The 11,835-nt window shown below is 72.2% G+C and carries 12 protein-coding genes; 5 read left to right on the top strand and 7 right to left on the bottom strand.

Features of this window, described 5'->3' with window-relative positions; genetic code table 11:
• Positions 1-5: 5 nt before the first annotated feature.
• On the bottom strand, positions 6-938 hold the full coding sequence (locus AB0I91_RS15825) for a LysR substrate-binding domain-containing protein (protein ID WP_499637294.1): 933 nt from the start codon (positions 936-938) through the stop codon (positions 6-8).
• Between the two features lie 11 nt (positions 939-949).
• Between AB0I91_RS15825 and AB0I91_RS15820 the strand changes: the two genes are divergently transcribed.
• Positions 950-1,798: a YeiH family protein gene (locus AB0I91_RS15820; protein WP_499607035.1), complete on the top strand. Its 849-nt coding sequence runs from the start codon at positions 950-952 to the stop codon at positions 1,796-1,798.
• Here AB0I91_RS15820 and AB0I91_RS15815 read toward each other — a convergent pair.
• From AB0I91_RS15815 to AB0I91_RS15805, 3 genes are read right to left on the bottom strand one after another with little or no spacing between them, the layout of a single operon-like run.
• The gene (locus tag AB0I91_RS15815; protein WP_498774865.1) at positions 1,774-2,520 is read right to left on the bottom strand and encodes a succinate dehydrogenase/fumarate reductase iron-sulfur subunit; all 747 of its coding nucleotides are present in this window, start codon (positions 2,518-2,520) and stop codon (positions 1,774-1,776) included. The genes AB0I91_RS15820 and AB0I91_RS15815 overlap by 25 nt on opposite strands.
• Positions 2,517-4,430 (bottom strand): fumarate reductase/succinate dehydrogenase flavoprotein subunit, encoded by a 1,914-nt coding sequence (locus AB0I91_RS15810; protein WP_498774867.1) that lies wholly within the window; start codon positions 4,428-4,430, stop codon positions 2,517-2,519. Before AB0I91_RS15810 ends, AB0I91_RS15815 begins: the two co-directional genes overlap by 4 nt.
• A 1-nt stretch (position 4,431) precedes the next feature.
• Positions 4,432-5,061, bottom strand: coding sequence for a succinate dehydrogenase cytochrome b subunit (locus AB0I91_RS15805; protein WP_498774869.1), 630 nt, complete (start codon positions 5,059-5,061; stop codon positions 4,432-4,434).
• Positions 5,062-5,133: 72 nt separating this feature from the next.
• Between AB0I91_RS15805 and AB0I91_RS15800 the strand changes: the two genes are divergently transcribed.
• The gene (locus tag AB0I91_RS15800; RefSeq protein ID WP_498774871.1) at positions 5,134-6,039 is read left to right on the top strand and encodes a LysR family transcriptional regulator; all 906 of its coding nucleotides are present in this window, start codon (positions 5,134-5,136) and stop codon (positions 6,037-6,039) included.
• An 11-nt stretch (positions 6,040-6,050) separates the two neighbouring features.
• Positions 6,051-6,554 carry a GNAT family N-acetyltransferase gene (locus AB0I91_RS15795; protein ID WP_498774873.1) on the top strand — a complete coding sequence of 168 codons (504 nt, stop codon included), beginning with the start codon at positions 6,051-6,053 and terminating at the stop codon, positions 6,552-6,554.
• Positions 6,555-6,560: 6 nt separating this feature from the next.
• Here AB0I91_RS15795 and AB0I91_RS15790 read toward each other — a convergent pair whose 3' ends face one another.
• Entirely contained in the window at positions 6,561-7,571 is a 1,011-nt protein-coding gene (locus AB0I91_RS15790; protein ID WP_499637292.1) for a methionine synthase, read from the bottom strand.
• Between the two features lie 205 nt (positions 7,572-7,776).
• On the opposite strand from AB0I91_RS15790, the gene AB0I91_RS15785 reads away from it, so the two are divergent.
• A complete protein-coding gene (locus AB0I91_RS15785; RefSeq protein ID WP_499637291.1) occupies positions 7,777-9,111 on the top strand; it encodes a glycoside hydrolase family 18 protein in 1,335 nt (444 codons plus the stop codon).
• A 65-nt stretch (positions 9,112-9,176) separates the two neighbouring features.
• Here the strand turns inward: AB0I91_RS15785 and AB0I91_RS15780 are convergent, their stop codons facing one another.
• Entirely contained in the window at positions 9,177-10,934 is a 1,758-nt protein-coding gene (locus AB0I91_RS15780; protein ID WP_499637290.1) for a serine hydrolase, read from the bottom strand.
• Positions 10,935-11,056: 122 nt separating this feature from the next.
• On the opposite strand from AB0I91_RS15780, the gene paaI reads away from it, so the two are divergent.
• Positions 11,057-11,470, top strand: coding sequence for a hydroxyphenylacetyl-CoA thioesterase PaaI (paaI, locus tag AB0I91_RS15775; RefSeq protein WP_498774881.1), 414 nt, complete (start codon positions 11,057-11,059; stop codon positions 11,468-11,470).
• On the opposite strand, the gene AB0I91_RS15770 is transcribed toward paaI, so the two are convergent.
• Positions 11,433-11,813: a hypothetical protein gene (locus AB0I91_RS15770; protein WP_498774883.1), complete on the bottom strand. Its 381-nt coding sequence runs from the start codon at positions 11,811-11,813 to the stop codon at positions 11,433-11,435. The two genes, paaI and AB0I91_RS15770, sit on opposite strands and share 38 nt — an antisense overlap.
• Positions 11,814-11,835: the final 22 nt, after the last annotated feature.

Here is an 11,835-nt window from a genome sequence, read left to right as displayed (position 1 = left end):
TTGAACTACGGCCGGACCGCGGCCGTGCCCGGATCCGCGGCGGCGCCGGACCGCGGCGGTCGGCCGCGGCGGTCGGCCACGGCGAGGAGTTCCGCGGCGGGTCCCACGAGCTTGCGCCCGCCGGGCCACACGGCGCGCAGCACGCGTCGGAGGTCGAGTTCCGCGGGCACTTCGACCAGTCGGCCCTCGGCGAGGTCGACGTCCACGGCGAGCACGCTCAGCACGGCGGGTGCGACGCCGGCGACCACCGCGCCGCGCACCGCCGTGGTGGAGCCGAGTTCCAGCGCGGGCGGGCACGCGTCGGGCAACGCCCGGTCGAGCGTGTCGCGGGTGCCGGAGCCGCGTTCGCGCATCACGAGCGGTGTCGCGGCCAGTTCCGGCGGGGTGAGCGGCCGTCGCCGGCGGGCCCACGGGTGGCCGGGCGCGACGATCACCGCAAGCCGGTCCACGGCCACTTCCCGCGACGAAAGCCCTGGTAGGGGGCCTGGCGCTTCGACGAACCCGAGGTCGACCGCGCCGTCGCGGACGAGGGCGCCGACCGTCTCCGAGTTGGTCACCCGCAGTCCCACGCGCAGGTCGGGTCGGGCGCGGCGCAGTTCGCCGATCCAGCTCGGCGCGAGGTGCTCGGCCACGGTCATGCTCGCGGCGACCCGCAGCTCGGCCTCCTGCGCCGACCGCAGCGCCCGTGCGCCCTCCACGAGCCCGGCGACCTCGTCCAGCACCCGCCGCGCCCGTTCGGTCACCACCACGCCGGCGGGCGTGAGCACGGAGCCGCGCCGGCCCCGGTCGACCAGCACGACGCCGAGTCGCCGTTCCAGGGTGGACAGCCGCTTGCTCGCCGACGGTTGCGCGATGCCGAGCTGCTCGGCGGCACGGCCGAGGCTGCCCAGCTCCCCGACGAGCACCAGCAGGCGCAGCGATTCGAGGTCCGGGGTCATAGCCCCAGGGTATGACCGCGGGGTCGACTGCCGCCTACCGGAAGCACCCGCGCCGACGGAGGCTGGACGGTGTGCTGATCGCCGCGTTGGTCCTGGGTGTGCTGGTGGGTGGACGCCTGCCGGATCTGAGCGGCGTCACGCGCAAGCTGCTGCGCACCGGGGTGGTGCTGCTCGGTCTGCAACTGTCCGTCGTGCAACTCCTCAACCTGGGACCGGGCGTTCTGGTGGCGATCCTGGCCACGGTCTCGGTGACGTTCTTCGGCACGGTGCTGCTCGGCCGCTGGCTGCGCCTGCCACGCGGCCTGTACATCCTCGTGGCCAGCGGTTTCTCGATCTGCGGCGCGTCGGCCATCGCCGCCGTCGAGGGGCGGGTCGACCGCGAGGACGAGCACGTGGCCACCAGCGTCGCCCTCGTCACGCTCTACGGCACGCTGGCGATGGTCGCGTTGCCGCTGCTGCACGCCTCACCGCAGTGGATCGGGCTGAGCGTGCACGAGGTGGCGCAGGTGGCCGCCGCCGCACCGGCCGGCGGTCTGGCGACGGCGATGGCGGTGAAGCTCGGGCGGGTGGCGTTGTTGGCGCCGATCGTGGCCGGTGTCGGCGGTCGCGGCGCTCCGCCGGTGCCCGGCTTCCTGCTCGGCTTCCTGGCGTTGATGCTGGTCAGCCCGCTGGTGCCGGCTGCTGTCGTGGACGTGGCCGGTACCGCGACGACGGTCGTGCTGGCCGCCGCGCTGTTCGGCCTGGGCACGTCGGTGCGGCTCAAGAGCCTCGTGCGGACCAGCCCCAGGGCGCTCCTCCTGGGGCTGCTCTCCACGCTCCTGGTGTGCGGGACGGGTTACCTGTCGCTGCGGGTGGTGTGAGCGCGCAGCAGGTCGGCGTTGAGCCGGGCGATGGTGGTCAGCGGGATGCCCTTGGGGCACGCCGACGTGCACTCGCCGGTGTTCGTGCAGCCGCCGAAGCCCGACGCGTCGTGCTCGGCGACCATGTCCCGCGCCCGCGAGTACCGCTCCGGCTGACCCTGCGGCAGCACGCCGAGGTGGGTGGCCTTCGCGGCGGTGAACAGCATCGCGGACCCGTTGGGGCACGCCGCCACGCACGCGCCGCAGCCGATGCACGCCGCCGCCTCGAACGCCGTGTCCGCGTCCGGCTTGGGCACGGGCGTCGCGTGGGCGTCCGGCGCGGACCCCGCGGGCACGCTGATGTACCCGCCGGCCGCCACGATCCGGTCGAACGCCGACCGGTCCACCACCAGGTCGCGCACCACCGGGAACGGCTCGGCCCGCCACGGCTCCACGGTCACCACGTCGCCGTCGCGGAAGTGCCGCAGGTGCAGCTGGCACGCCGTGGTGGCCTTCTCCGGCCCGTGCGCCATCCCGTTGATCATCATCCCGCACATGCCGCAGATGCCCTCGCGGCAGTCGTGGTCGAACGCCACCGGCTCCTGCCCGGACGTGATCAACCGCTCGTTGAGCACGTCCAGCGCTTCGAGGAACGACATGTCCGGCGACAGGTCGTCCATGGCGTACTCCACCAGGCGCCCGGTGGCGCCGCTCTGCCGCCAGATCCGCAGGGTCAGCTTCACGAGTAGCTCCGGGTGCTCGGCGTGACGTGGTCGAAGACCAGCTCTTCCTTGTGCAGCACGGGTGGTCGGCCCACGCCCGTGTACTCCCACGCGGCGACGTAGGAGTAGTTCGCGTCGTCCCGCAACGCCTCGCCGTCCGGCGTCTGGCTCTCCGAGCGGAAGTGCCCGCCGCACGACTCGGCGCGGTGCAGGGCGTCCACGCACATCAGCTCCGCCAGCTCGAAGAAGTCCGCGACCCGGCCGGCCTTCTCCAGCTCCTGGTTGAGCCGCTCGCCGTCGCCTGGCACCTTCACCCGCTGCCAGAACTCCTCGCGCAGCTCCGGGATCCGCTCCAACGCCTTGCGCAGCCCCGCCTCGTCGCGCTCCATGCCGCACTCGTCCCACATCAGCCGGCCGAGCTCGCGGTGGAACGACTCGACCGTGCGGTCACCGTTCACGGCCAGCAACGTCTTCACCCGACCGCGCACCTCGGACACCGTGTCGGCCACGACCGGGTGACTGTCGTCGAGTGGCCCGAACGGCGCGTCGGCCAGGTAGTCGCCGATCACGCCGGGCAGCACGAAGTAGCCGTCCGCCAGGCCCTGCATCAGCGCCGACGCGCCCAGCCGGTTCGCGCCGTGGTCGGAGAAGTTCGCCTCGCCGATCACGTACAGGCCGGGGATCGTGGCACGCAGGTCGTAGTCGACCCACAGCCCGCCCATCGTGTAGTGCACGGCCGGGTAGATGCGCATCGGCGTCCGGTACGGGTCGTCGCCGGTGATCCGCTGGTACATCTCGAACAGGTTCCCGTAGCGCTGCTCGACGGCGAGCGCCCCGAGTCGGCGGATGGCGTCGGCGAAGTCGAGGTAGACGCCGCGCTTCTCGTCGGAGATGTTCTTGGCGGCCCTGGACGCGATGTCGCGCGGCACGAGGTTGCCGAACGCCGGGTACATGCGTTCCAGGAAGTAGTCCCGGTCGGCCTCGGGGATGTCGTTCGGCGCACGCGTGTCGTGCTGGTCGCGCGGCACCCACACGCGGCCGTCGTTGCGCAGGGATTCACTCATCAGTGTGAGCTTCGACTGGTGGTCGCCGCTGATCGGGATGCACGTCGGGTGGATCTGGGTGAAGCACGGGTTGGCGAACAGCGCGCCGCGCCGGTGCGCCCGCCAGATCGCGGTGGTGTTGCAGCCCTTGGCGTTGGTGGAGAGGTGGAACACGTTGCCGTAGCCGCCGGTGGCGAGCACGACGGCGTCCGCGAAGTGGGTGGACACCGCGCCGCTGACGAGGTCGCGCACGACGATCCCGCGCGCCCGGTCGTCCACCACGATGAGGTCGAGCATCTCGGTGCGCGGGTGCATCTCGACGCGTCCGGCGGCGATCTGCCGTTCCAAGGCCTGGTAGGCCCCGAGGAGGAGTTGCTGGCCGGTCTGGCCGCGGGCGTAGAACGTGCGGGAGACCTGCGCGCCGCCGAACGACCTGGTGTCGAGCAGGCCGCCGTACTCGCGGGCGAACGGCACGCCCTGCGCCACGCACTGGTCGATGATCTCGACGCTGATCTGCGCCAACCGGTGCACGTTCGACTCGCGGGAGCGGAAGTCGCCGCCCTTGACCGTGTCGTAGAACAGCCGGTGCACGCTGTCGCCGTCGTTGCGGTAGTTCTTGGCCGCGTTGATGCCGCCCTGCGCGGCGATGCTGTGCGCGCGGCGCGGGCTGTCCTGGTAGCAGAACGACTTGACCTGGTAGCCGAGCTCGGCCAACGTCGCCGCGGCCGAGCCGCCCGCGAGGCCGGTGCCCACCACGATCACGCTGCGGTTGCGCCGGTTCGCGGGGTTGACCAGGCGGGCGGAGAAGCGGCGGCGGTCCCAGCGGGTCTCGATCGGCCCGGCGGGCACGCGCTGGTCGGCGATCGGCGCGCCTTCGGTGTAGGACATGTCAGCTCACCAATCCGGTGAAGACGGCGAAGGGAACGGAGAGGAAACCGGCGCAGACGACCACGGCGACGCCGAGGCCGATGACGCGCGAGGTGGTGACGCCGAGGGTCTGCGTGGCGCTCCACACGCCGTGGCGGATGTGGAAGCCCAGCGCGAGCACGGCCACCGCGTACGCCAGCACCACGTACCAGTGCTGGAAGTCGGCGACGACGTTCGCGTGGATCTCGCCGGGCACGCCGTGGGGGTTGAGCCACCCGGCGGTGAGGTCGAGCAGGTGGTAGACCACGAACAGGGCGATGATCACGCCGCCCCAGCGCATGGTGCGGGCCGCGTAGCTGCCCTGGACGCGTCGGCGGTGCTCGTACCGGCCCTTGGCCCTGCGCGCCTTCGCGGTCAGTTGGTAGGCGGCGGCGAAGTGCAGTCCCACGCACGCGAGCAGGGCGACCCGCGTCGGCCAGACCGCGCCGATCTCGCGCAGCCACCGGCCGTAGCCGTCGATCGCGTCCGCGCCGGAGAAGACGGTCAGGTTGCCGAGCATGTGCACGACGACGTACAGCAGCAGTCCGGCGCCGGTGACCGCCATGACGACTTTCTTGCCGACGGTGGTGCGGTAGAGCCCGATCGTGTCCACGTCGCTGACGCTAGGAACCGGTGTGACGAGTCGTCCAATACATCGTGAGCTGCCTGAAGATAGCCTGGGGCTATGACGCTGCAGCAGCTCGTGTACTTCCTGGCAGTGGCCCGGACGCGGCACTTCACGCGCGCGGCGGCGGAGGCGCGTGTGGCGCAGCCCTCACTGTCCAAGCAGATCCACGCGCTGGAGAAGGAGCTGGGCGCGGAGCTGTTCAGCCGGGCGCGCGGGAACGTCACGTTGACGCCGGCGGGTGAGGCGCTGCTGCCGGTGGCCGCCCGGATCCTGTCCGATGTGGACACGGCGCGGCTCGAGGTGGCCGAGCTGGTGGGGCTGCGGCGGGGGCGGGTGCGGGTCGGTGCGACGCCGAGCCTGTGCGTCAGCCTGTTCGCGGACGTGATCAAGCGCTACCACGACGCGTACCCCGGGATCCAGGTGTCGGTGACGGAGGGCGGGTCGCGCGACCTGGTGGCGGCGCTGGAGGCGGGGCAGCTCGACCTGGCGCTGGTGATCGTGTCGCCGGCGGACGCGGACCGGGCGTTGACGGTGGTGCCGGTGCTGCGGGAGGAGCTGGTGGTGGCGTCGGCGGCGCCGCTGGGCGTGCCCCGGATGCGGTTGACGGACCTGCGCGAGCAGCCGCTGGTGATGTTCCGGCCGGGGTACGACCTGCGGGAGACGACGTTGGCGGCGTGCCGGCAGGCGGGGTTCGAGCCGCGGTTCGCGGTGGAGGGCGGGGAGATGGACGCCGTGCTGCGGTTCGTGGAGGTGGGGTTGGGGGTGGCGATCGTGCCGAGCACGGTGCTGGCCACGCGGTCGTTGCACGGGACGCCGCTGACCCCGGCGACCACGCGGACGGTGGCCCTGGCGCATCGGACCGACGTGGCGCCGACGTCGGCCGGGCGCGCGTTCCAGAGCGTGCTGCTGGCGTTCCTGCGCGGTGCGGAAATGCCCTCGGGGGTTCACCTGGTGGGGTCGTAAGGTGCTGTGTCGTGCTGATCCGACGCGAGACCACCGCCGACATCCAGGCCGTCCACGACGTGACGGAGGCCGCGTTCGCGGCGCGACCGGGCGGTGAGGTGGGGCTGGTCGCGGCGCTGCGGGCGGACCCCGGCTGGATCCCGGCCCTGTCCCTGGTCGCCGAGGTGGACGGCGCCGTGGTCGGTCACGTCGTGTGCACGCGCGGGTCCGTGGGCGGAGCTCCCGCGCTGGGGCTCGGCCCGCTGAGCGTGCTGCCCGCCCACCAGCGCTCCGGCGTCGGCAAGGCCCTGATGCACACCGTCCTGGGCGCCGCCGACGCCCTCGACGAGCCCTTGGTGATCCTCCTCGGAGACCCGGCCTACTACTCCCGCTTCGGCTTCGCGCTGGCGTCGACCTACGGCATCACGCCGCCGGACCCGGACTGGGCCCCGTACTTCCAGGCCAGGGCCCTGTCCGCCTACACGCCGGCCCTCACCGGGCCTTTCACCTACGCCGCGCCGTTCAGCGACCTGTAGGCGGGGTCACCAGTCCTCGGGCGGCTCCACGAACGCCTTGCCCACGTCACGCGTCAGCGCCAACGCCCGTCGCACCCACTTCGCGCTCGCGCCCGCCATGCCGCACGTCGGCGTCGGCACCGCGTGCGTGCCCAGGATCGACCGCGGGAAACCGAGCCGGTCCACCAGGTCCAACGCGGGCTGGGCCAGCGACCTCAGCGTCCTCGGGGTGGTCGGGTCGGTGCTCGGGGCCAGGCCCAGGAACAGCTGGGTCTTCTCCTCCCACGCCTCGCCGAGCTCGTCCCACATCGTGTCGTCGAGGATCGTGACGTCGAACGAGACCGCCCGCGCGCCCGCCTGCCGGATCAGCGTCACTGGCGGGGCCGGGGCGCAGCAGTGCACGATCACGTCCGCGTCGAGGCCGTCGATCACGGTCTGGAGCAGGGCCCGGGCGTCCGGCTCGGGGACGGCGGCGACCGTGCCGAGCTTGGACGGCGTCGGCAGCAGGCCCTTGAGCACGGCGGGCAGCGCCGGTTCGTCCAGCTGCACGACGACCTTCGCGCCGGTGCGCTTGGCGACCTCGGCGACGTGCCGGTTGAGGCCTTCGACCAGCGACTCGGCGTGCTCGCGCAGCGCGCCCCGGTCGGTCAGCACCCGGTGGCCGCGCGGCAGCTCGACGCTCGCGGCGAGCGTCCACGGTCCGGCGGACTGCACCTTGACGACCGACGGCGGCGCTGGCTCGGCGGCCTCCTCGAACGCGTCCAGGTCGCGGCGCAGCAGGTCGACCGCGCGCCGGTGGTCCTTGCCGGGGTGCGCGGCGGTCCGCCAGCCGGACGGGACCACCTCGACCGGCAGGTCGACCAGGAGCGCGGCGGCGCGGCCGATCATGTCCGCGCCGACGCCCCGGGCGGGGAGTTCGGGCAGGTGAGGGAGGTCGGGGAGTTCGCCGAGAACGATCCTGGCGGCCTCCAGCGGGTCGGTTCCGGGTAGCGAGCCGACGCCGGTCGCGGCGCCGGCGGACCAAGGGAGGGCATCCACCCGGACAGTCTCCCACTACGGGCGGTCGGCCGTTCGTGACCGAAAAGGTCTAGACCCATTGACGAGGTGGTCCAGTCCACCTACGGTCACCTTGTCGGTGCCGACGGTGTTCGCGGGCACCGCCACGACGTGGTGTGGGGGCGTGCCGCGCCCCGCGCTCCCGCACCACTCCCACCCCGTCCCCCCTGCACGGGAGTAGGTGCCCATGTCCCTCAAGCGCACGAGCCTGGCCGCACTCGCGGCAGGCGCCACCGCCGCCGTCACCGCCGGCCTGCTGCTCGCCGCCCCCGCGGGCGCGGCGCCGACCCCGACGGCCGTGTTCACCCAGGACTCCACGTGGAGTTCGGGCTACCAGGGCAAGTTCACCGTCACCGCGGGGTCGAGCGCGGTGTCCGGGTGGAAGGTCGAGTTCGACCTGCCGGCGGGCAGCTCGCCCGGCTCGTACTGGGACGCCACGCTGACCAGCAGCGGCTCGCACCACACGTTCACCAACCGCGAGTACAACGGCGGGCTCGCAGCGGGCGCGTCCACGTCGTTCGGGTTCCTGGTGAACGGCACGGGCCTGCCCGCCAACTGCAAGCTCAACGGCCAACCCTGCACCGGCGGCACCACGACTACCACCACAACTACGACGACGACCACTACTTCGGACCAACCACCTCTCCCCGGCAGCCTGAAGTCCGCGCCGTACGTGGACATCACCATGCCGACGCCGTCGCTGGAGTCGGTCGCCCGCGCCACCGGCCAGAAGGTGTTCACGCTCGCCTTCGCGCTCGCGGACAGCAGCGGCTGCAACCCGTCGTGGGGCGGCACGATCCCGTTGCACGACAGCCGGATCGTCAACGACGTGCGTGCGCTGAAGGCCATGGGCGGTGACGTGATCGTGGCGACCGGAGGCGCCGCCGGGCCGTACCTGGAGTACTCGTGCTCCACCGCGGACGCGTTGTTGGCGGCGTACAAGAAGGTGCTCGACGCGGTCGGCAGCAACCACCTGGACGTCGACGTCGAGGCCACCATCCCGCACGACCTGGTGAACACCGCCTTGAAGCGCCTGCAGACCGAGCGCGGCACGTCGATCAGCTACACGATGCGCGTGCAGGGCGACGACTACGGCATGGACCCGTACTCGGTGCAGATCCTGCAGAACGCGGCCGCCAAGGGCCTGACCGTCCTCGTCAACCCCATGACCATGGAGTTCGGCTCCTCCCGCCCGGACTGGGGCGACGCCGTCATCGCCGCCGCCGAGAGCAGCCTGCGGCAGCTGAAGCAGATCTGGCCCGCCAAGTCGGACGCGGAGCTGAAGCGGCTGCTCGGCGTGACCCCGATGATCGGCCGCAACTTCAACGGCAAGGTCTTCACCCAGGCGCACGCGCGGAAGCTGGTGGCGTGGGCCAACACGAACCGCATCGGCCTGCTGGGCTTCTGGTCGGTGGGCCGGGACAACGGCGGCTGCCCGGGCGGCGGCATCTCGCCGACGTGCAGCAGCATCAGCCAGACCCAGTACGAGTTCACGAACATCTTCAAGGGCTTCACCGCCTGACCCGCACGTGAACGGCCGCGCCGGGCTCGGTGGGAGCTCGGCGCGGCCGGGTCGGGGTTGAGGGGTCAGGCGGTTGGCTGAGGCTGCTCGGTGCAGAACACCGCCTTGATGAGGCCGTCCAACGCCGTGGGGAACACGCCGGCCGGGTCGATGTCGCCGGTGGTCACGGATGCGGTCAGGGTCTTGTGGCCGTCGGGGGTGCTGATCATCAGGGCGCCGTAGCCGCCCGGGGCGCCGCCGTTGTGGTGGACGATGGTGCCGTGCGGGCCGAGGTCTTGGATCCAGAGGCCCAGGCCGAGGTTCAGCTTGCCGTGCGGGGTGGTCATCTCGGCCAGGAGAGGGGCCGGGAGGAGCTCGCCGCGCAGCAGGGCGGAGATGAACTTGGCCAGGTCCTTGGCGGTCGAGATCAGGTCGCCGGCGCCGGCCAGCAGGGACGGGTTCTGGCGGCTGACGTCGACGACCTTCCACTCGCCGGCGTCCTGGTAGCGGTAGTAGCCGCGGGGGTGCGGGCCGGGGAGGTCCGGTGAGTCGGTCGACACCACGGTGCCCGTCAGGCCGAGCGGCTCGATGATCCGCTGCCGCACCTCCTCGGCGTAGGAGCGGCCGGTGAGCTTCTCGATCAGCAGCAGGGCCAGCGTGTAGTTGGTGTTGGCGTAGCTCTGGTCCGTCCCCGGCTCGAAGCGCGCCGGCTTGGCCAACGCGAACCGCACCAGTTCCTCGGGCCGGTAGGAGTGGAACCGGTTGTCCACCCACGCCTTGCCGGTCGAGGGCAGCCCCATCGCGAACGTCCCGTCCGGCTCGACGTCGCCGGTGTAGTTGTACAGACCGCTGGTGTGCCGCAGCAGCATCCGCACCGTGATCCGCTCGTCCAGCCCGAGCTCGGGCAAGCGGTCGGCGACCGGGCTGTCCAGCCCGATCCTGCCCTCGGCCACGAGTTGCAGCACCACGGTCGCGGTGAACGGCTTGCTGACGCTGCCCGCCCACACCTGCCCGTCGGCGGGCGGCTCGGCGGTCCCGCCCAGCTCGCTCACCCCGGCGCGACCGACCCAGTCGCCCCGCTCGTCGTGCACGCGCAGTTCCACGCCGGCGAAACCCGCGTCGACGACCGCCTGCGCGGCCTGCTGCAAGTCCGGCCGGTCCGGCCGCTGGTCGCCAGGCAGGCTGTGGGCGGTGATGTCGCCGTACGAAGTGGTGGCGCGGATGTCGAGCCGGTCGGCGGAGCCACCGGTGTTCACGAGCGCGTTGTGGATCCGGCCGTAGGACGTGCCGGCGTCCAGGGTGGCCGAGACGCCGTGCGCGGCGCCGATCGAGATCCCGCCCGCCTGGGTGGACAGCGTCACGGTGCCGCGCACGGCCTCGGCGATGCGGATGTCGCCCTTCTGGGTGCTGATCACGGCCGGGCCGCCCAAGCGGCCGACCGAGACGTCACCGGCGTGCGCGGTGAGGTGGACGCTGTCGGCCTCGTCGAGCGTGATCACGCCGTGCGCGCCGTCGAACGCGACGTCGCCGAGCCGTCCCACGCCCCGGAACTCCGCGGCGGCGGCCTTCGCCTCGACCCGCGAGCCGGCGGGCAGCCGGACCGTCACCGCGACCGAACCGGACGGGCCGAGGACCTGGTTGCCCGTCGGCGTCTCGATCCGCAGCACGCCGTCGCCGTAGGTGACGGTCGTCTGCTCCGCCGCCTTCACGTCGCGGCGCTTCGCGGCGTCCGCCGGCAGCACCTCGACGGTGGTGTCGACCCGGTCGGCGGCGATGAGCTGGACGCGCCCGGCGGGGATGTCCAGGACGGTGGCGATCGGGGCGGGGGTGTCGAACGTCTGCATCGTGCTCTCCGGGTGTTCGTTCGGGCTGACCTGCTGACGGGAACCACGATCGCCCGCCGTCCTGACACCGGGCGGTCACCGGGCTGACACGACCGCTGACACCGCCGCTTTACAGTGCAGGGATGAACGGACCAGCGGAGATGCTCGCCAACGACGCCGCGTCGACCGCGCTCGGCATCAGGGCGCTCGAACTCGGTGACGGCACGGCCACGCTGGCCATGACCGTCACCGACCGGATGGTCAACGGGCACGGGATCGGCCACGGCGGCTACGTGTTCCTGCTCGCCGACACCGCCTTCGCCTGCGCGTGCAACCGCCACGGCTCGGTGACCGTGGCGGCGCAGGCGGAGATCGACTTCATCGCCCCCGTCCACCAGGGGGACGAACTGGTGGCCGAGGCCGTGGAGCGGGTCCGGTTCGGGCGGAGCGGGATCTACGACATCACCGTGCGCCGGGGCGACGAGGTGGTGGCGGAGTTCCGCGGCCGGAGCCGGACGCTCAGGCCGAACGGCGCAGACCCAGCACCTGGAGGGTGATGAAGCCCATCACGGCGACCGCTTGGGCGACGATCAGGAAAACGCCCAGCCCGGTCACGGGGAACCAGCCCGCGAAAGCGGTCAGGAAGCTGTCCAGCACCCACACCGAATTGCCGATGATCACCACCGCGACCAGCGGGCGGATGGGGCGCATGCCCAAGAGGAAAACACCGACGCCGTAGGCGAGCAGGAAAACGCTGAGCCCGATCACGAGCCCGTTCGGCAATCCCGTGTGCAGGTCGTTGAACACCAGTGCGATCAAGCCGAGCCCGCCCGAGGCGACACCGTCGAGCTTGAGGGCGAAGCGGAGGAGGTTGTCGTTGCGAACCTGAGTCGTCGTCATGGCTCGGAAGTTAGGGTCGGCG

The sequence above is a fragment of the Actinosynnema sp. NPDC049800 genome (assembly GCF_040656635.1).
Lineage (GTDB): Bacteria > Actinomycetota > Actinomycetes > Mycobacteriales > Pseudonocardiaceae > Actinosynnema.
The sequence above is the reverse complement of the archived record's forward strand: the minus strand, read 5'-3'. Positions and strand labels throughout refer to the sequence as shown.